19 protein-coding genes and 1 tRNA gene are annotated in these 20,416 nt (G+C 51.1%); 7 read left to right on the top strand and 13 right to left on the bottom strand.

All coding sequences use genetic code 11. The features are described from left to right. Positions 1 to 481: 481 nt before the first annotated feature. Genes coaBC through WC593_02045 form a run of 8 tightly spaced genes read right to left on the bottom strand, consistent with a single transcriptional unit; the run spans position 482 to position 8,137 of the window. Positions 482 to 1,627, bottom strand: a complete 1,146-nt coding sequence (coaBC, locus tag WC593_02080) for a bifunctional phosphopantothenoylcysteine decarboxylase/phosphopantothenate--cysteine ligase CoaBC (GenBank protein ID MFA4823926.1) — start codon at positions 1,625 to 1,627, stop codon at positions 482 to 484. Then, entirely contained in the window at positions 1,624 to 2,502 is an 879-nt protein-coding gene (locus WC593_02075) for an SAM-dependent methyltransferase (GenBank protein MFA4823925.1), read from the bottom strand. Before WC593_02075 ends, coaBC begins: the two co-directional genes overlap by 4 nt. Before the next feature lie 3 nt (positions 2,503 to 2,505). Further along, a complete protein-coding gene (locus WC593_02070; GenBank protein MFA4823924.1) occupies positions 2,506 to 3,546 on the bottom strand; it encodes a 60S ribosomal export protein NMD3 in 1,041 nt (346 codons plus the stop codon). Between the two features lies 1 nt (position 3,547). Then, a complete protein-coding gene (locus WC593_02065) occupies positions 3,548 to 3,841 on the bottom strand; it encodes a DUF424 domain-containing protein (GenBank protein MFA4823923.1) in 294 nt (97 codons plus the stop codon). A gap of 45 nt (positions 3,842 to 3,886) precedes the next feature. Next, positions 3,887 to 4,717: a TatD family hydrolase gene (locus tag WC593_02060; protein MFA4823922.1), complete on the bottom strand. Its 831-nt coding sequence runs from the start codon at positions 4,715 to 4,717 to the stop codon at positions 3,887 to 3,889. Beyond that, a complete protein-coding gene (locus tag WC593_02055) occupies positions 4,689 to 5,042 on the bottom strand; it encodes a dihydroneopterin aldolase family protein (GenBank protein MFA4823921.1) in 354 nt (117 codons plus the stop codon). The genes WC593_02060 and WC593_02055 overlap by 29 nt, the downstream gene beginning before the upstream one ends. Before the next feature lie 6 nt (positions 5,043 to 5,048). Beyond that, entirely contained in the window at positions 5,049 to 7,160 is a 2,112-nt protein-coding gene (locus tag WC593_02050; GenBank protein ID MFA4823920.1) for a minichromosome maintenance protein MCM, read from the bottom strand. Positions 7,161 to 7,168: 8 nt separating this feature from the next. Further along, complete coding sequence (locus WC593_02045) at positions 7,169 to 8,137, bottom strand: replication factor C small subunit (GenBank protein ID MFA4823919.1); 969 nt, start codon at positions 8,135 to 8,137, stop codon at positions 7,169 to 7,171. Between the two features lie 140 nt (positions 8,138 to 8,277). Between WC593_02045 and WC593_02040 the strand changes: the two genes are divergently transcribed. The 5 genes from WC593_02040 to WC593_02020 all read left to right on the top strand — a co-directional run bounded on the left by WC593_02040 (position 8,278) and on the right by WC593_02020 (position 14,742). Then, complete coding sequence (locus WC593_02040; protein ID MFA4823918.1) at positions 8,278 to 9,315, top strand: DUF3821 domain-containing protein; 1,038 nt, start codon at positions 8,278 to 8,280, stop codon at positions 9,313 to 9,315. 59 nt (positions 9,316 to 9,374) lie between these two features. Continuing rightward, the gene (locus WC593_02035; GenBank protein ID MFA4823917.1) at positions 9,375 to 9,923 is read left to right on the top strand and encodes a tetratricopeptide repeat protein; all 549 of its coding nucleotides are present in this window, start codon (positions 9,375 to 9,377) and stop codon (positions 9,921 to 9,923) included. Positions 9,924 to 10,533: 610 nt separating this feature from the next. Beyond that, entirely contained in the window at positions 10,534 to 11,304 is a 771-nt protein-coding gene (locus tag WC593_02030) for a hypothetical protein (protein ID MFA4823916.1), read from the top strand. Then, positions 11,301 to 12,059: a metallophosphoesterase gene (locus WC593_02025; protein ID MFA4823915.1), complete on the top strand. Its 759-nt coding sequence runs from the start codon at positions 11,301 to 11,303 to the stop codon at positions 12,057 to 12,059. The genes WC593_02030 and WC593_02025 overlap by 4 nt, the downstream gene beginning before the upstream one ends. Then, entirely contained in the window at positions 12,046 to 14,742 is a 2,697-nt protein-coding gene (locus WC593_02020) for a DEAD/DEAH box helicase (GenBank protein MFA4823914.1), read from the top strand. The genes WC593_02025 and WC593_02020 overlap by 14 nt, the downstream gene beginning before the upstream one ends. 49 nt (positions 14,743 to 14,791) lie before the next feature. Here WC593_02020 and WC593_02015 read toward each other — a convergent pair whose 3' ends face one another. Continuing rightward, on the bottom strand, positions 14,792 to 15,346 hold the full coding sequence (locus WC593_02015; GenBank protein ID MFA4823913.1) for a TATA-box-binding protein: 555 nt from the start codon (positions 15,344 to 15,346) through the stop codon (positions 14,792 to 14,794). Positions 15,347 to 15,877: 531 nt separating this feature from the next. Here WC593_02015 and WC593_02010 point away from each other — a divergent pair. Then, positions 15,878 to 17,740, top strand: a complete 1,863-nt coding sequence (locus WC593_02010; protein ID MFA4823912.1) for an AMP-binding protein — start codon at positions 15,878 to 15,880, stop codon at positions 17,738 to 17,740. Positions 17,741 to 17,784: 44 nt separating this feature from the next. Next, positions 17,785 to 17,869, top strand: a tRNA-Leu gene (locus WC593_02005). Positions 17,870 to 18,371: 502 nt separating this feature from the next. Here the strand turns inward: WC593_02005 and WC593_02000 are convergent. From WC593_02000 to WC593_01985, 4 genes are all read right to left on the bottom strand, one after another. Continuing rightward, positions 18,372 to 18,701 (bottom strand): hypothetical protein, encoded by a 330-nt coding sequence (locus WC593_02000; GenBank protein ID MFA4823911.1) that lies wholly within the window; start codon positions 18,699 to 18,701, stop codon positions 18,372 to 18,374. Then, positions 18,698 to 18,970: a hypothetical protein gene (locus tag WC593_01995; GenBank protein ID MFA4823910.1), complete on the bottom strand. Its 273-nt coding sequence runs from the start codon at positions 18,968 to 18,970 to the stop codon at positions 18,698 to 18,700. Before WC593_01995 ends, WC593_02000 begins: the two co-directional genes overlap by 4 nt. A 694-nt stretch (positions 18,971 to 19,664) precedes the next feature. Beyond that, positions 19,665 to 19,889, bottom strand: a complete 225-nt coding sequence (locus WC593_01990; protein ID MFA4823909.1) for a type II toxin-antitoxin system HicB family antitoxin — start codon at positions 19,887 to 19,889, stop codon at positions 19,665 to 19,667. 255 nt (positions 19,890 to 20,144) lie between these two features. Beyond that, entirely contained in the window at positions 20,145 to 20,354 is a 210-nt protein-coding gene (locus WC593_01985; protein MFA4823908.1) for a hypothetical protein, read from the bottom strand. Positions 20,355 to 20,416: the final 62 nt, after the last annotated feature.

Here is a 20,416-nt window from a genome sequence, read left to right as displayed (position 1 = left end):
ATCGCAGTCAACTCCTTTTTTTTGTGGTGGGAAATGGCCAATATCGGGGGTGATATTTAATCCCAAACACCAGTTTTCAAAACAGGGGTTTTCATGCAATTCACGGATTAGTGGTCATCTGAAAGCCGATCCTCAATCCAAAAGGTACCATTAGGGATCATTTTAACCCGTTTAAATGGGGTGTTTAGCCTTAAATCATCCAATAATAGCGTATTTCCAAAACTTCGTGTCAGGATTCCCGGTTTTTGAGAATATATTCGGTCTTTAGAAAAACGCCGAAAATCAAATAGACCCATTTCAGGCGTATTTTGGCAAAATGAGCCCATTTTAAATGGGGGGATCTCTTGCCATACCCGGGAGCGAGGGAGAGTAATGGCATACGCCCCCGGTACTGGTGGAAGCAAACGATCACCATTTGACCAGCAATGAGATCCCGCTGTTTGTCGCAAGCGGGGTGCAATCCGGAATCCTGGCCGGGTATTTATTGTAATAATTGTTCCCAGATAGCGATCGCGATCGCTTCTTTAGTTCCGCTCACGGGGGACTTGTCCCGACGCGTTACCATCATATACTCGCCGGATTCGCTCCCCATGGTTTCGGGTGCGTTTATCAGTACCATGTCAATACCTCCACCCGAGATCATTGCATCTGCCATCTTTTCCTGGCCTCTGCCCAGCTTGAATGCAACAATCCGGGGAGAATATTTTTTTATGATCTCGTCCAGCAGCTTGGGGAGGGGTTCAAGGTCGATATGAGCCTTCTTTCCGCTGGGAATTTTCCCGTCAATTTTCCGTGGAGCAAAATCTGAGATTGCTGCTGCGCTGATGTATATGTCCACGCCCTCGCGGGCAAACCGGATGTGAACCGCAGAGCGCATCTCATCAGCGGACTCGACATGGACATTGTCTACGCAGGGAAAGGTATCCCGGTGCACAACGGTTACCTCCGCACCGAGACGGTACGCCTGGAGAGCAAGAGCCCGGCCCATTAATCCGCTCGATCGCGTGGTCAGCACGCGGACATCATCCACCGGTTCCCGGCAGGGGCCGCTGGTGATCAATACACGCTGTCCTTTGAGCGGCTTTTGTAAGACTGCACGCTCGCACCGGAGAACAATCTCTTCGGTATCAGCAATCTTTGCCTTTCCCTCCTGGATCCGGGGGCCCGCACATTCCACACCCCATGATTGCAGGCGTGCAAGGTTCTCCACAACCGCCGGGTGACGATACATGCTGTGGTGCATGGCAGGAACAATGAGCACGGGTTTCCTGCTGCCAATAGCGGTCGTGGCAAACGTTGTGACCGGGGTGTCATCGATGCCGGCTGCGATCTTGCCAATCGTGTTTGCTGTGCAGGGAGCTATGAGCAGCAGGTCAGCACTTCCTTCGTCCCCGCAGTACTGCACATGCTCCACCATACCGGATAACCGCTGGAGGGTCTCCCTCCCGCTGGCATAGGTGAGTGCGTCCGGGTGGATGATGCCGGCTGCCGCAGCACTCATCACCGGCTGGACAATCGCACCACGACGTCGCAGGGCATGGATGAGCTTTACCGTTTCAACCGCCGCGATACTGCCGGTAACAGCAATAACGATCTGTTTTCCGGCAAGGGTCTGGACAAGGGTCATGCGAGCAACACATCCTGCACCACATGCCAGGCATGTGGCCGGTATTTCTTTACTTTATGTACCATGATAGTGGGAGAAAAACCTGCGCTCTTACAGAGCTCCCTGATCTGATCTTCCACGCTTCCGATACTGTGGACATGGATAGTACTTCCCGCCACAGCATGCTGCAGGGCAGAAGGCAGCAGGGAGATAGCATCAAAATGTCCCATGATGATCCGGTTATAGATCCCGGAAAGCAGATCCCTGCAATCGCCCAGTGATGGAGTAATGCGATCCGATAGTCCGTTGGCGATGATATTTCGTTGCAGGTAATCAAATGCCACCGGGTTTATCTCCATTGCATGGACATTTCCCCCGCTCCCCGCAACAGGCAGGGTAAAATAGCCGATACCGGAAAACATGTCTGCCACCCGTTCACGCAGACCGCTCTCCTGCACCAGTGCTGCCATGCGTAGTTTCTCGATCCGGTTTCCCTGCGAAAACATCACTCTGCGGGGGTCCAGAAAATAAGTATACCCGTTCTCATGATGCCGGACTTCTCCGGCTTCTCCCCACATCACTTCCGTTGAGGGGGTCCGTGTCACGTCATTGAGCGACTCTATCCAGAGTACACCCTGCGGGTGACGGAACTGAACAATCGTCTCAACTTCAGAATGTGCGGGCTTTTTGCCGTGAACGACAGCAATTTCGCCGATCATGAAAAAACCCCGTCCCCGGTATTGCCTTTTTTCAGGAATCACGCGGTCAAATGCAGCATCATCCTTGACCGGGACCCAGATCGTCTCGCCTTCCGCGTAGGGACTCCGGCTCCGGTCAATCCAGTCCTCATCCCGGATAGTCCGGATCTTTTCCTTTGGCACCGCTCTGACGCGCATCCGTTACCTGACTACTATGATCTGCTCCCCGTCGCGTAAAATGCTGAGATGATCCCCGGGCCGGGCACACATCCATGCAAATTTCTTAAACTCAATAGTCCGACCGGAATCAGGATCAAGAATCCCAATCATATCCTTATCAGAAAAAGCCACAAGTGCAGGTGTTGCATTCCGGGCATTGCCGATCACTCTCTCCACATCCTCGTCTTTTACCGCACGGAAGCTGCCATCTGCAAGATCCATCACCCGGATATGATTGGACTCTACGCGGTCGACCTCTGCATATCTTCCCCGGGACAGGATGACATCCTGCTTCTGGAAACGGGGAATCCGAAGTGCATAGGTGATACGGAAGAGCTGTCTCCCGCTTTTTTCCCCAACCAGTTTTGGATGCGTGGTGTACCTGCCCCCCAACTGGGCAATGATTGCCTTGCAGATCAGGACGCCGATATGCTGGGACCCGATGATGATGTCAAGACCGTCATGAATCTCGTTCATATCGTTGATAAACGAGAGGCGTTCACCCCCGGCCTGGAGATCGTCTTCGACCTGCTGGGCTATGGATGAAGCCATCTGGATCTCGTACTTGCTGGGAATCCTTCCCTCAGCCCGTACCTGCACTACCCCTTCATAGTAACTTCCGCTGATCCGGTTGCAGCGGTCGCACTGCTCTTTGTGCCAGACGAGTTCTACCGTGCATTTCTCTTCAACAGATTTTTTGTACAGCTCGCCCCGGATAACAAGGTATGCGCGCGATCGGTTCACGGTCATATCCACAACGGTGACATCAATAACAGGCTTTTTTATATCCGGATGCAGGTGCACCGCTGATCGTGCCAGGTCCGGTGCAAGATCGGCCCGTTCCTTTGAAGAGTCCGTCCAGGTGTTTCCGATTTTGATAGCCCCGCAACTGGGGCAGTGCGTGCTCAAAGCACGCCGGTCGAAGGTGAACCATTTGGTACTGACAACCTGGCACTCATTGCAAAGCCCTTCATTTTCTGTTGGTTTGCCACATTTCGGGCAGAATCGATCCTGTATACTCATGTTAAACCCGGTAAATCTGCGCGTGCGGTATTTTTCCAATCATGATACATTCTGGACGGGTGAGATAGCCCATGCTGATGGCTACGTTAACCGCACGCTCGCCAATCAGGTTGATATTTCCCGCCTTCTCGAGCGCTGACCGCACTTCATCTTCGCTTGCGGGAGTAGTGCCATAAAATGAATCGTGAACTGAAACGGTAAGCTTCTCATGACTGATTGTTGTATTGAGAAGTTCACGGTCGCAGACCGCAACCACATCCGCCGACCCGGGCAAGTGATGAATTTTTAAAAACATTGTATATTCATTGAGCGGGGGGCATGAAAAAGGTAAGCAGGTGAATTATTTTACGGTGATTATGACCCCGTACACCTTTTCGATCGTCTCGGCATGGATCCGGAAGCAATCATCCGGAGAGATCAGGCCTTTGTCGAGAAGCTGGTTCGTATACCGGGGCACGGATTTGGGTCCGATCACTGCACCCGGCCGGGAATTTTCATCCATATAATCGCTCTCCATGGTAAATGGCCGTTTATCATGTGCAAGCCGGGATATTGCTTCATGTTTTGCAATTAAGGAGGGGTGAAGGGGAGTGTCAGGAGATCCGTAATGTTTTACCACCCGCTCTTTTGGCACGTTTGCCCGTTGTGCCATCTCCACCACATCGGTACAGGGCCCGGTTTCCGCATGGATCTGGAGGGCGCACCTGCATTCCGCAGCGAGACTGAGTGCATGCGCAAGTACTTCATTGGATGCAGCAAGGATCTCCGGGCTGACCTCATAGTGAGGTCTTCCGCTCTTGAGAGCAACGGCCTTTCCTTCCTGCACATACCGGGCAGCACAGTCAAGTCCTCCCTTCATGACCGTAACAGCCTGTTCAAGAGTCATACGTTCGGTAAGCCTGCTGATCTCTGCCGGGTGGACCCCAAGGATGGTATTGACCCCAAGCCCGATACCCGCAACCATGTCTGCAACCCGTAACGTTTCATCAAAAACTCCCGAATAGTCAGCGCCACAGGTGGGATGCACAGACAGGGACCATGACGGCTTTGAAACAAGGAACACGTGTGTTCCTCCCGCCCTGAGAAAATCCTTTGCGGCTTCAATGCCACGCCCGTTCACCGGATCAAAATGGATATGATCGTCAGTGATCGGAAATGCCGGGGATTTCATTGCACTCCACAATCTTCATGAGGGGATACCCGTTTTCAGGTGCAAGCCGCGCCCGGCAATACGCAAACCCGACCCGGGTGAGGATTTCTACGTCGAACATAAGCCCGGAAAGTTCACTATACCCAAAGACATTTTCTGTCATCAGGTCCCGGTTCAGGCGAACGGTGATCTCTTCTACAAAAGGCTGCAGGATCACTGCTTTTTCTATCGCTGTTTCCACACTTGAAGCGGAATTCCGTGAAATCGGCGTGCCAACCCACTGGTGGTAAAGCGCTCCAAGCTTGATGCCTGCCTCAAAGACGGCCTGTTCCCTGTCAGTTATCATGTTACCTCAAATCAACTGGATGATTCCCTGCTTTGGTTCCATTGCTTCACCATGGCGCAGGAGCATGTCAATGCCATCTTTTACTTTGTCCCGGCTGAATCCTTTGGACGTGACTGCGTCAATCACCAGATCAATACCGGCACGCCGGCCTTCCCCGCCAATATCACGGATCGCGTCCTTGATTACACGGACGATATCCCGTTTCTCTTTCGAAATCCCCGTAGTAACTTTGTCAATATCAAAGGTGCCGGTTTTTGCATCGTAGGCAACCTGGCGCAGGCAGGCATCCACGATATGGATTACCCGTTCCGCATCGCTCACCTCTATGGTATTTGAGAGCCGGATGCGCGCACTTGCTTCTGCGAGTCTGACCAGCGCTTCGAGCTGTCGTGCCGTTACCGGAACTGCTTTGTTGGGTTCGGCAAGTCCCCTGAGACGGAGATAGTACCCGATGAGTGCCTCTTTTGCCTCTACAGAGAGCATCGGAAAACAGGAACGTTTTGCATAGGCGATATATTTCCTGAAGAGGGCGGGTTCAATATCCGGCATCACCGGTTTGAGCTGCTCGAGAATGTAATCCTGCGTTACGCCGGGAATAGGGGACTTTTTGTGCTGGGCAATCAGTTCACCGACACGGTGCGTTTTAACGATGTGTTCGGCAATAGCAAGATCCCGCTTCTGTTCGGGCTGATCGGTCATGATAAAGATCAGGTCAAACCGGGAAAGCAGGGATGGGGGCATATTGATCTGGTCCGAGATATCGCCAAACATGTCAAACCGCCCGTACTTCGGGTTTGCCGCACCGAGAAGTGCACAGCGGGACTTGAGGGTTGCCGTGATGCCCGCTTTTGCAACGCTGATGGTTTGCTGTTCCATTGCTTCATGCAGGGCAGAGCGATCTTCTTTCTGCATCTTGTCCATCTCATCGACAGCCGCAATACCCATATCTGCCAGGACAAGCGCACCTGCTTCAAGAGTCCAGCGCCCTTCACCAAATTCATCCTTGACTGCTGCTGCAGTCAACCCGGCAGAGGTTGATGACTGCCCGCTCGTGTAGATAGCACGGGGGGAGAGTTTTACCACATACCGGAGCAGCTGGCTTTTTGCGATACCAGGATCTCCAATCAGAAGGACGTGGATATCTCCCCTCAGCCGGCTCCCGTCCGGCATCTCCTTTGCAATTCCCCCGAATAACTGGAGCACGATTGCCTGTTTCACATCTTCGCTGCCATAGATTGTCGGAGCAACGGAGTGCGTGATCATCCGGTAGATCATCGGATCTTTGCTCAGGGTAAGAATCTCGTTTTCCGCTTCCTCGTCGATTTCGACTTCCTCGAACTCTTTTTCCGCAATCTCAATGGAATTGCATTCGAGGAAAATATCGAATACCGTACTTTTCTCGCCTTTGACTACCCGTTGCATTGAACGAAGGATCCCGTTAATAATGACCCGGTCGCCCGGAGAAACCATTCCGGATAGATCATCCGTTACGTCAATATCCAGCGTCTGGGGCTGTTCGCCACCCCTCAATCCTTCCGGGGACTCCTGGATCCTGAGTTTCTGGGAGTCAACAAACTTCGAGCGCTTGGGCAGCAGTTCGAGTTTCTTGAATGCGCAGCCGTCCGTAGCGCACCCGTCGGGCTCGATGAACTTCCCGTACTTCTGTTTCCGGACCGTGAAATGGCCTGCAGGGCATTTGAAAACGGCTTCGACTACGCGCGGGCGGACTTCGGTTGTTTTGCGCAGGATCCCTTCGGCCGAGACAAACGTATTGATATCATCCGATCGGATGTTCCGGATAGCGATTTTTTTCGGGAGATTGGTAAACCGTATATTGATGCCTTTGGGGGGTTTGCCATCTTTTGTCCGGACGAGCTGGCCGCTTATTATCGCCTCACCGACATCTTCGAGGACTTTTCCCGGATTCTCGAGGAGCTCATCGGCCATTGCAATGCCGGCTTTACCGAACCGCTCGATCTCCCGGTAGTCAATATAGAGGGAGCGCTTGTGGGGATACTCACGCGAGATCTCACCCAGTTCTTTTTTGTACCGGCTTTTAAGTAACCGGCTCCAGTCCCCGGTCCGGTCTGACTCCTGAAGGTCGGGTGTTTTATCCATGGACGTCCTCACTGGTTCTTCTGTGCGGTCAGCACAAACCGGGCAATGAGAGCTTCCATCTGGATATCGCTGTTCGCACCTTCAGAAATACGGAAATCTGTCTCGCCGATATGGTCTATCAACTGCACTTTTAAATTCCGGTTCATATCCCGTTTTACCAGTGCCCGGTAACACTGGTTGATCAGCTCGTTGGGAGCAATCCCGCGTTCATGCAGCAGTTGGTTGAGGAGCGATTCGGCCCCGTCAAAATCGCCGGCAAGGGAAAGGGCCAGCAGTTCATTGATCTCGTCAGGACGGGCAGTCGAAGTGATCGCATAGACCATCTTCTCATCTATGGTTGCGCTGATGATTGCCCCGCCCTGCAGCGCGTTGATTGCCTTGCGCATATCACCCTGAGCAATGTACACGATAGCATCCATTGCTCCAGCGGTGATACTGAGTCCTTCTTTTCCGGCAATCCTCCGGACTTCTTCTTTTACCGCTTCTGCGCCCAGGGGTTTGAAGCGATAGATCGCGCACCTGCTCTGGATTGGATCGATGATCTTTGAAGAGTAATTGCAGGAAAGAATGAACCGGCAGGTCTGGGCATAGCTTTCCATCGTCCTTCTTAATGCAGCCTGCGCATCAGTTGTGAGGGCATCAGCTTCATCCAGAAAGAGGATCTTGAATGTGGCATCGCCGAGAGGGGTCGTGCGGGCAAACTGCTTGATCTGGTTGCGCACTACATCGATCCCACGCTCATCGGAAGCATTCATCTCGCGGAAGTTCATCTGCCAGGAATCCTTAAAAAATTCCCGGGCCAGGGTAACTGCCGCGGTGGTTTTACCCACACCGGCACTTCCCGTGAACAGGAGATGGGGGAGGTTGCCATTCTTCACATATGATGATAATCGCTCCACGATCTCATCCTGACCCACAATATCAGCGAGCCGGGATGGGCGATATTTTTCTATCCAGATGGTGTGGCTCTCCTCCATAGCTGTCCTCTTGTGTGCTGATAATTTTACTATATTATACGCTATGCCTGATTGTTAAACTCATTTTCCTGCATGAAGAAACTGTTGCATTCTTTTATGCATGTCATAATGTTTATCATAATGGTTTTGAAATTACTTTCATGCAAGGAAAAAATATTTTATTCACTTTTTGCCTGATTTTTCTGCTCATAGCCCCCGCTACAGCAAGTTTAAACAAGATAGCGGCAGGTTCACCGGTATTCCTTGGCGAAAATGATGTTGATATCTCATCTGCCCTGAACGGTTGTCATACAATCGCGTGGTGGAAAAACGGCACTTCAATGAGTGGACCCCCCGCAAAAAATATCACCATCTATGAAATGAATTCCGTTTCTGAAAAAATTTATCACTACAATGTCAGCCCGGAAATATATGCGGGATATACCGGCACGTGGTACTGTGAGGAAAAGGAACCCAATTTCCCGGTCTTTGAAATCCGTGATCCCCAGGTTGCGATAATGGTCTGGGATCTGGATAATAATCAGGATGTAACGGGAAAGACGATACCCCGCGCAACAAATATCACTTACCGGATTGATACGAATCTCTACCCGGCACTCAACTACCTCAACCGCCCCAACTCAAATCCATCCGATGGTTTTTTTACGGTGAAACTGACCGATCCACTGGGCCGGAACATTCCCAATATTTATACGGGAACATATGGAAGAGCAAATACCCAGATTCTGCTTTTTGATAATTATCCCTATATTACTTCTTCAACGTATATCTGGAAAAACGGAAATGCATGGGATCATACCGCCCGCAATATTCAGGGTGACATGATCTACCCTCCCGGCACGTATACCTTCAATGTAACCCAGGATCTCAACAACATGCGGGAAAGTTATGCATCAAGTGATGGGGCCGGTCGGGAAGGAAAGACCGTATCAACGGCAACGGTTACTTTCCTTAGTCCTGAGCCATTGGTAATAACATCTTCTCCCGTCACTGCCGTTTCCACGTTACCGGAAGTGACGATTACAGCAACGGCAACTCCCGTTACGACGATTCCACCCGCAACAGCGACTTCAATTCCTGTTGCAAAAAAGACTACCTACACTCCCATGCCCTCATGGATCGCACTGCTCGGCGTGGGAATTGCAGGATTTCTTGTAATAGTCCGTCGCAATAATTGACCGGACCTGCCTCCATTTTTATCATATCTTAAGTAAAAGGATTAAGAAGGTAGGTTCAGATGAATTTTCGTGTGGTTACCGTATGTGTCCTTCTCCTGCTTTCCGTTGCGGGAATAGTGACTGCAGCAGAATCTCCCGCGGGGCTTCAATCCGCAGGTGCACTCTATTCAAAAAGTGTGGATCTTGCAAATGGTGGAAAATACATGGAAGCGTTACAAGCAGCAGATCAAGCGCTTGCACTCAATGAAAGTTCCTTAATGCCCGTTATACAGGCAAACCGTGCGGGAATACTCACCGTTATTGGACGGTACAATGATGCAATTATTGCTGCCGATGCCGCATTGGCATCTGAGGGCAACCTGACGACCACGCATTCCATTGCCTGGTACAACAAGGGTGACGCACTCCGGCATCTCGGCAGGATTAATGAGGCAAAGGCTGCATTTGCACAGGCACAGGCTTTAGACCCCACACTCATCCCCCCCACAGATATGACGATTATCACACCGGTTACTACACCTGCAAAATCATCTCTTTCGCCATCTCTTGCAGCGGGTGCACTTGCATTGGTTTTCCTTATAGGGGGCTTATTCTCCCGCCTCAAATAATACAAAAAACAAAAATATTTGCTCTGTAGAAACGGGCATGAACCATTAAATTCACTCCCAAATCATGAAAATCGTTTTTATGATTCTCCCCCGCCTCATGGCCTCTCTTTAGGCACGGCGGGGCAATGTGATTTCAACAGATTATTCATCAAAACCGCCGCGGGGGCGTCCCTTTTTGGTGCGGCGGGGTTCATCGCAGTTGTAGAAAGGATACATCTCCATTTTTTCCGGATAATATGATTTTCAGGGGAAATCCTTTTTTTAAATAATATATTGCCCCCCTCTTGCGCCACCAGTCCCCCGTTGGGGGACGGGCGCAACGCGATAGCCCGAGTAAGATTACTGTTAATTCATCGTCATCGCAATGGGGGGATGCCCCAGTGGCGGGGGAAAAAGCCCCCGAGAGCGGTCAGAATTTTCTAAATGAATTCTACAGAGCAAAATTATCCCTTTTGGTAATTCCCCATTACTCACTATTGAACTAAAAAACTGTTCGATGAGGTGAACATGCAGCACATTAACATACGTCGTGTCTGTGTCATTAGGTTAAGAGTATGCATGGTAATGACTATATCTTGAATACCTTCCGCCAACCATTTTACTAGGATCTATGGAAGGTGCAGCACGGGTATTTGCCGGAGATTTTTCCGGATCAACCCTCTCGGTTCAGGATGCAGACGGGCAGAGTCCCGCATGGGTAGTGACACCGGGTGCTGCCTGGTGCCGGCTGGTGTACCTTGCGGGGGCTGTTACAGAAGTGACAGAGAACGGCGATATGCTGCGATGCCGGCTTGCCGATCCCACGGGAGCGTTCAACCTGATTATCGGGGGGAGGAATTCACCGCTTGCCGGGCAGTTCAGAAAAATTCCCGTGCCTTCCTTTGTAACGGTAACCGGTCGTGCCCAGTTGTACCGCAGGAACGATTTGGTGGATCTTTCGATTCGTCCCGATAATGTGATGGTAGTTGATCGTGCGATCCGGGATCAATGGATCCTGAAAACCGCTGAAGCGACCCTTGGACGACTTGAACAGGTACATCTAGCCTTCCTGGGCCGGAGTACAGATGATCATATTCTCAAGGCGCACCGCCACTATAGCCATTCACCTGAAAGCATCCGGGCACTCGCTGACATGGTGGGTTGTGCTGTGCAGAGTATCAAACCCCCAGAACTCATTGCAGTCATCCGGTCGGATGTCCGGGAACTGGTGATGGAGATCCTGAAAAACACCAGCAGTCCCCGTGGCATTGCAGTCGATGTTGTCATCAGTCAGGCTGGGGATCGCGGGATCGCCCAGACGGAAGTGCTTCTGGCTATAGAATCACTTATCGTTGAAGATGAATGCTACCAGCCCCAGAAGGGATTTGTCAAACTATTATGAAGATGGAATTTATCGGTGAGGGGCCGGCACTTGTCATCGAAGGTGAACAGCGCATGCTGGTTGTTGCCGACCTGCATTTCGGCATAGAGGCGGATCTGGCTGCACACGGCCTGCATTTTAAGAGCCGGAGTGAACGCAGGCTTGAACGCCTTCACTCGGTTATCGATTCGACAAAACCGGATGCTCTGGTGCTGCTGGGCGATGTGAAGCACAGTATCCCCACCCCCACGTGGCAGGAGCATTACGAGCTGCCAAAAATCCTCGATTCCTTACGGGCCAGGATACCGCTCCATGTGTTTCCGGGTAATCATGATATCGGCATCGAACGGTTCCTGCACAAAGGGGAGATCCAGCCAAAAGACGGGGCGATCCTGGATGGTGTCGGGTACCTTCACGGGCACATGATTCCTTCGCCTGTACTGGACGGTCACCTTATCGTCATCGGTCATCACCACCCCCTGCTCTCACTCAGGGACGAGGTTGGCTGTGCATTGCAGACCCCTGCATACCTGCGGGCAGGAATTGATGCAAAAAAAGATCCTGGTGGCAGAACCCCGTCCGATAATAGTACTCCTTCCCGTGTATTGTTTGTGCCCTCGTTCAATGAGATTGCCGGGTACGACATCCTCCAGATCATAAAAAAACCCTTTTCACCCCTTTCGCGAATGATGCAAAAAGAGAATACCGAGATCATCCTTGCCGATGGGACATACATCGGCCCGCTGCGTGCATTGATTCCCGATGAAGCAGATTGAGTCGCTGCATCCAAAAGTGCAGGAATGCATCCGGAAACGCGGATTTGCCCGCCTCTCCGATGCACAGAACCAGGCAATCCCCCTGATCCTTCATGGGAACCATCTGGTCCTGATCGCTCCGACCGGAACCGGAAAGACCGAGAGCGCAATGTTTCCGGTCTTCAACGGCCTGCTCTCGCTCCCTGCCGGCGGGGGGTTCAAGGCGCTCTATATCACCCCTCTCCGTGCACTCAACCGCGATATCCTCTCCCGGATGCAATGGTGGTGCGGGGAACTTGGCCTGACGGTGGGCGTGCGGCATGGCGATACCCCGATGGCAGAACGCCGCAAACAGGCGCTCAACCCGCCAGATCTCCTGATTACCACCCCGGAAACCGTGCAGGCGCTCTTCATGGGAAAGCGCCTCCGTCAGCATCTTAAGCAGATACGGTACGTGATCGTCGACGAAGTCCATGAGCTGGCAGGGAGCAAACGGGGCGCACAGCTTGCTGTTGCGCTGGAACGGCTGCATGTGTATGCCGGGGAATTCCAGCGCATCGGCCTGTCAGCAACCGTGGGTAATCCCGAAGAGATCGCCCGGTTCCTCTGCGGGGCCCGCCCGTGTTCTGTGGTGCAGGTACCGGTGGCAAAACACCTTGAGATCTCGGTTAAGTACGTTGGAGACGATTTCAAACACCAGACAAACGTGCTCTCAAAAGCACTGAAACGCGAAGGTTCCACGCTGGTCTTTGTCAATACCCGGGTGACTGCTGAAGCGCTGGGGCACGCGCTCTTTGAGCACGGGGATGTTGAGGTTCATCACGGTTCGCTCTCAAAAGAGGTGAGGATCGATGCCGAAGAACGGTTCAAAAAAGGTGAGATCCGGACCCTTATCTGTACTTCTTCCATGGAACTGGGGATTGATATCGGCCGTGTCGATCACGTGATCCAGTTCGGTTCCCCCCGCGAAGTGGCCCGGCTGGTACAGCGGGTGGGGCGTGCCGGGCACCAGCTGAATACCATTTCGCGGGGAACCATTTTTGCAACCGGCTTTGACGACCTGCTCGAATCCCTTGTCATTGCAAAAAAGGCCAAAGGAAACGAGATCGAGCCGGTTGTACTCCCCCGGAATGCCGCAGACGTGCTCGCCAACCAGATTGCAGCAATTGCAGTTGAGTACGGTGAGATCGAGCGTTCAGCGATTCTGGAGATTCTTGAGCGTACCGCGCTCTATCCCCGGTGCGAGGCGCTATTGGAGGATGTATGCAGGCAGATGGAAGAACACCGCCTTATCCGCAATGACGGGGGGCGTATCATCACAACCGGACGGGCGCGACGGTACCTTTCCAACAACCTCTCGATGATACACGATGAACGGAAAGTGCCGGTCTTTGATATGGTATCGCGGAGGACCGTGGGCACACTCGATGAGTCATTCGTGGTTGGCTGGGTGCATACCGGGGCAGTCTTTATCACCAAGGGACAGCTCTGGCGCGTGCTGGAGATTGCTGACGGGAAACTGACCGTTGAACCGGCAAAGAAGGCGCTCGGGGAACTGCCCTCCTGGGAAGGAGAGCAGATCCCGGTGCCGTTCAATGTTGCCCGTGAAGTCGGCGAGATGCGCAGAACCCGGAAGATTTCCGATTATTCTGCCGGTGATGAGGGGATTGCCTTTGCCGAAGCGTTCCTTTCCGAGATGGATAAGAACCGGTCGCTGGTTCCCACGGATCACCTCATCACGCTTGAGAATACTGATGACGGGGTGGTCTGCAATGTCTGTGCCGGGCATAAGGCAAACGAAGTGCTCGGGCGTGTACTCTCTATCCTGATCTCCGCCCGCTACGGGACCACTGTCGGGCTCGAACTCGATGCCTACCGGATGCTCCTGCGCCTTCCCTCGTCCATCCGGGCTGCCGATGTGCGGGATCTGCTTCTCGCGCTCGACCCGGCACATATGTCCGGCATTCTCCGGCTCGCCCTGAAACGCACTGCGCTGTTCAAATGGAAACTGGTGCAGATCGCAAAGAAGTTCGGGGCAATCGATTCGGATGCGGATTACGAGAAGATCAGCATTCACCGCCTGCTCGATTTTTTTGATAATACCGTTGTCCAGCAGGAAGCGTACCGCGAGCTGCTGACGGAATACATGGATATTGATACGGCATCTGCCCTCGTCTCTCTTGTTAAGCAGGAAAAGATCCAGGTTGCGTTAGGCCCCCATTCACTCATTGGTGCCGGGGGACTGCTTTCCTCCCGGGATCAGATTCCCCCGCCGACTGCGGATCACGCGGTAATTGCCACGTTAAAGCGCAGGCTTGAGCAGGATGATGTCATCCTTGCCTGTATGAACTGCCGGGACTGGAAGAGCCGGACCATTGTATCCCGGGTACAGGATCCGCCCCAGTGCCCGAAATGCGGAGCACGCCTGATTGCTGCGCTCAAGCCCTTTGATGAGGAGCAGTATGTCATGATCCGGAAGTTAAAGAAGAACGCTGATGAGCGGGCGATCGAACAGCGGTTGAAAAAGAATGCCAATATCGTGCTTTCCAGCGGGAAGAAAGCGGTTATTGCACTTGCAGCACGGGGAGTAGGTCCGGAAAATGCGTCACGTATTCTTGCAACCCAGACGGATGGCGATGCGTTCTACCGTGAGATTCTCAAAGCAGAGCGTACATTTATCCAGACACACCGGTACTGGTCATGAACCCGGTGGAGTAAGGAAAAAGAAAAAAAGAAAAAACCGTTTTTGTGTATTACATGATACTTTCGAGTTTCTGCTCGAGGAAGTCAAGACCTTTCTTGATATCTTCAAGATTCTTTCCCCCGGTGAGGATGATCTTTCCTGAAGAGAAGAGCAGGGCAACAATCTTGGGGTCCTTGATCCGGTAGACGAGTCCGGGGAACTGCTCGGGTTCGTATTCGATATTTTCGAGATTGAGTGTGATGACTACCTTGTTGAGATTGATGTACTTGCCGATATCATACGAACAGACAATGTTGGTGATTGCAACGCTGGGTTTCTCGTGAGTATCAACACCTGCTTCTTTTAATGACTTGATGATCAGACTGAGACCCTGGGTAAGTGCCTTTTTATCACGGATACCGGTGAGGACAACCTTTCCTGAAGAAAAGATCAGGGAGGCAATTTTTGGATTCTCCAGCCTGTATACTGCCCCGGGGAACCGTTTGGTATTGAGTTCGCAGTTCCTGACCTTTTTTGACACCTCAATAAGATCAATAGAATCGGCAATTACACCCGAAGCTACGATGTTCTCAATCTTCAATGATTCGTACTTTTTATCAGCCATCCTTTGTACTATTTTTTTTTTGTGAACGATAATACTAATGGACAACCTTTATGTCCCTTATTTTCTGTCTTCTGCTGACGTTTACGGGTATGCCGGTAAAACCGGATTGCATAAAGATAATCATCTCAAATCGTGTGCTTTTTGTATCCGGATCTGTTATCCGGGATATGACTGCATAGCATTTTTTGTTCCCGGTACTGGCTCTGGTCCCACCGAATCACCGATCAAAGATACAAAAAACCCGGTGAAACGGACCCCCGCACCGTACAAATATCTACGCGACATTGAAATTGTGCCTGACCTTCTAAAAAACCCTGTCCGGTAAGATCAAACGCAGGGAACTGCAGGTAGCAGAGCTGAAAAAACCAGAACCGAACGTGACTGCATCACGTAAATCATTATATTTTTTAAGCCACTTTTTGTTTTCGTTCTCATCCGGAAGATCAATGTTTGTTGAAACAAAAAAATCATTGAATCGTGGTGCATAATTTAATCGAAATCCTCTTCTTCTGCACCACTAAACGATCATGTATGGTGCGGTATTCTGTCACTATGGACGATTCACTTGCAGAACGTATTGATAAATCGTGTGAGAAGCGTGATATTTCCCGGTCTGACTGGATAAACGAGGCATGCACCACACAACTTACCAAAAGTACAGGTGTTAGCAGGATTGGTGCAACAACACTCCCTTCTGCCGGTCCGGTTTTTGGACCTGAAGATCATAACATGCCAGATTATGATGAAATGTTCCGGAAATTTTCCATCGAAGTCCCTGAATACTTTAACTTCGGTTTTGATGTCATCGATGCATGGGCAAACAAAGACCGGAACAAACTTGCCATGCTCTGGGTGAACCAGGAAGGCAAAGAGAAGACGTTTACGTTCTGGGACCTTATGCGGCTCTCGAACCAGATTGTAAACATCCTTATCAAGTATGGCATCAGTAAGGGCGACCGTGTACTGATCATGCTGCCCCGGGTTCCTGAGTGGTGGACGTTTACCCTTGGCCTGATCAAGCGTGGTGCAGTATATGTTCCCGCCCCCACGATGCTCACCCCCAAGGACCTGAAATACCGGATCAATATTGCTGATATCAAGATGGTCATTACGATGGAAGAACAGGCGGATAAGATCGAAGAGATCGCAAAGGACTGCCCTTCCCTTTCGTGTAAAGTACTGATCGATGGCAAACGCCCGGGCTGGATCAGTTACCCCACCGAACTTGACTACCCGGCACCCGTATCGGCAAAAATCGTCAATCTCCCCAGTATGAAAAAGACAAAGAGCACCGACCCGCTCGTTATTTTCTTTACCTCCGGTACAACGGGCGAACCCAAAATGGTGGTACATGAGCAGAGTTACCCGCTGGGACATATCGTTACTGCACGTTTCTGGCATGACCTGCGCATCAACGATCTCCACTTCACCCTCTCGGACACGGGATGGGCAAAGAGCGCATGGGGAAAGTTCTACGGGCAGTGGATCGAAGGGTCGGCAATTTTTGTCTATGATATACGAAGCCGTTTCAATGCCACCGAGATACTCCCGCTCATAGAAAAATATGGCATCACCACGTTCTGCTGCCCGCCCACCATTTACCGGATGCTGATCTTGGCCGATCTCGACAAATTCGATTTCTCAGAACTCCGTCACTGCACCAGCGCAGGCGAACCTCTCAACCCGGAAGTGATCAAGGCCTGGAAGGATGCAACCGGTATGACTATTCTCGAAGGATACGGGCAGACCGAGACGGTGCTCTGCATCGGGACGTTCCCGGGCATGACCCCCAAATTCGGTTCCATGGGGAAACCCTCGCCCGGCTGGCACGTTGAACTCCATGATGACAACGGCAAACCTGTCCCCCTCCATGAAGAGGGCAGGATCGCGATAAAAACAGATCCTCACCCGGTCGGATTGTTCCGGGAATATCTCAACAATCCTGAAGAGAACAAAAAATCCTTTGTCAACGGGTATTACTACACCGGAGATAAGGCCTACAAGGATGAAGACGGATATCTCTGGTTTATCGGCAGGGATGATGACGTCATAAAATCATCCGGTTACCGTATCGGTCCCTTTGAAGTGGAGAGCGCACTGATTGAGCACCCTTCAGTTCAGGAAGCAGCGGTTGTCGGGTCTCCGGATGATGTCCGGGGTCTTGTTGTCAAGGCTTTTGTCATCCTCAAACCCGGGTTCCAGCCTTCCGAAACCCTGGTCAGGGAGATCCAGAATCATGTGAAGAAGGTCACCGCCCCGTACAAATATCCCCGGATAATTGAGTTTGTGGATTCCCTGCCAAAGACGATATCCGGAAAGATCCGGCGCAAAGAGCTCCGTGAGCAGGAACTGAAAAAATCTTCCAATGATAATGGTGCCCCTAAAAAGGCATAACGACCCCCTATCTTTATTTAATTTCAATCGTAATCTATACAGGCGCGAGGGTAGCCAAGCCAGGTCAACGGCGCCAGGTTCAGGGCCTGGTCTCGCAGGAGTTCTTGGGTTCGAATCCCATCCCTCGCATTGTAAAGCGATTTTGAGAAATCGCACAATTTTTTCTGAAGCTTGTAATCATAATGCTCTGGCTGGCCCGGGTGGTGCAGGTCCGTCATAATTATCGTATCTGTGTATGAGATCATCTTCCGTCTTCATTCGACCTGCGTCGGAGACCCTTGTAGTAAGGGGGGGGTCCATTCCCTGAGGGTAAATAAGCCCAATACGCGCTCCATTTCCCTTTTTCGCATTTCAATCTCTATTGGGAAACTACGTAAATTCCCTATTTTCGGTTCCTGTGGAAAATCCCCTGGATTTTCGCTCCGATTACCAAACTGCGGGCGGAAACGCCCTCGTATAACGCCCGCCAAAGGCCTTTTAATCGAGGCATTTTTCGCCACGTTAACCCATCCGGGCCCCGTAAAGGCTGCCGGAATGCGAATAGGGGGATCTTTTTTCACGACGGTGATTTTTGGAAGAGGGGGGGTTTGGAGTTGAACGAGTTTTGTGCGGATAATTCCGGTACCGCTGATCAGTACCCGAATCTTCGCTCGTATTCCTTATGGGGCAGCCATTCCAGTACCAGGGCAACAACCTGCGTCCCGTCACCGGCAACCGCATACATCAGCCGCCAGTTTTTATGAAAATTACATTTCCACAGGTTGTCTATTCCGTATTTTGTGATGTATATTTTTGGGATTAATCGTTTAGGTACCTGGATCCCGCAAAAGGGATCTTCGGCAATCATATCGAACGCTGTATTCAATTGATTAAAAATCTCTTTTTCTTCCACCCTCCCGGACTGGAGCTTAAAAAAAGCGTCACTGACCTGATCGTCAGCGAAGTAGAGGGCGGATTTCATCGGATCTTCAGGTTATTGTTACTAAGGTATCGATTTATCAGTTCCGGGTTATAGATCCAGCAGATTTTTTTGTCAGCGTCCGTTGCAATCTTTCCGGAATCCTGGAGGTAGCTGACGACCGTAGAGAATGTCTGGTACATCATCTTCTTGGGCAGGTTCTCCCACAATGCCCTTTTTTTATATTCCCCGCTGTGCTCCCGGATAAAGGACTCGACCATCAGTACGGTATCGAGCTGGGGCGAGTGAACCGCTTTGGCCTCTGATGTCATAGGATAATTTTTGTTATATAACTATATATAACATTTGAGCCGGGAATAGGGGGATGTGCCGGGGAAGAGGGGGTATGGACCATGAGGGTAAATACGCCCGTAGCGGGCTCCTTTTACCAGATCCCTGCCCGGAAAACCCCGTAAAACGGCCCGTTTCGGTTCGCGTGGAAAATCTGTTTAAATTCCTCTCTGTTTGGCAAAATACGGGCGGAAACTCCCTCGCACAATGGCTGCCAAAGGCCCGGGAATCGGGGCTTTTTTCGCCACCTGGTTTAGCCCATCCTCTGCTTGGAAAGGCTGCCGGAATGCGAATGCGAGGATCTTTTTTTCACGACGGAGGTTTTTGGAAGAGGGGGTTTTGGGAGTTAAACGACGTTAGATGGTCGTGGTGCTGGTGGCGATCAACAGCAATTGAACACTATTGATTAGGAGTTAATGCTCATCGGGGCTTTGCTCACTTTGATCGATTCATCTGCTACTTAAGCATCCGAATCAATTCATCTTTTGATATTCCTTTCCATATCGCAACTTTTGAAAGTATATCGTTCAATGTTCCTGGTGCAATTTCATTATGCAGGGGAATTGTTATTGTATGTTCACAGGCAGGTGTCATACATTTTAGTTGGCATGGCTGCCCCGCTGACGGACAAAATGGTACCCCAGTCTTGAAAAGACCCTGATGAGATCTTTTCCACTAACAACCGGAAGCCCGGGCAACAGTACCTACCTCGGTTTCAGATATCGAGAGGATACGGATACTCTCCCCTTTAGCCAGTTCTTCTTCAAAGTGAAGCTCGACTGCTTCACGGATGTTTACCATCAGTTCATCGAGAGTTTTCCCTTGCGTGAAAATATCGACACCGATGCCCCGGCCGCACCAGTATTTGTTATCAGAATAAATTTCAAATTTGACGAGCATGAAAGCACATCCGTGATATTTTATTGTACAGTGTAACACAAGGGGCGATAATTCTTTGTTAGGGGAATTTTTCCGGTTTCCCTTGTTGTATCCAGCACCCGGGGTATGACCACGGGTTCAATGCCGGTGTGGCGGCCGGGTTGACTTTTTTGTGAAGGGATAATGTGATTCCGCGAGATGTCGGGGATGTGCCGGATGCATATAGGGGGTGCGGGGGGATGAGCCCGGGTATCCCCGGAATAAATTAAAAAAGAGTTAAGCCTTGGTCTTTTTCTTCCCGTGAGCGATAACAGCCGCAAGATATTTGTCAGGATCCTGTTCAAGCCACTGTTTTCGTTCTTTGGTGTAATCACCGCTTCCCGGGTCATATATCTGGAGGAACCGGACCGCATCGAGGGGTCCAAGTACTTTCACGAGTGCATCAATACCCTGTTTGTGAATTTCATTGAGTGTCTTTGCTTCCATGTTCGTTCACCTCCATAAGCCATTCAACGGGATTTTTAACTTCAATAGTTATCTGATGAGCA

Source organism: Methanoregula sp., assembly GCA_041645435.1.
In the GTDB taxonomy this organism is placed as follows: domain Archaea; phylum Halobacteriota; class Methanomicrobia; order Methanomicrobiales; family Methanospirillaceae; genus Methanoregula.
The sequence above is the reverse complement of the archived record's forward strand: the minus strand, read 5'-3'. Positions and strand labels throughout refer to the sequence as shown.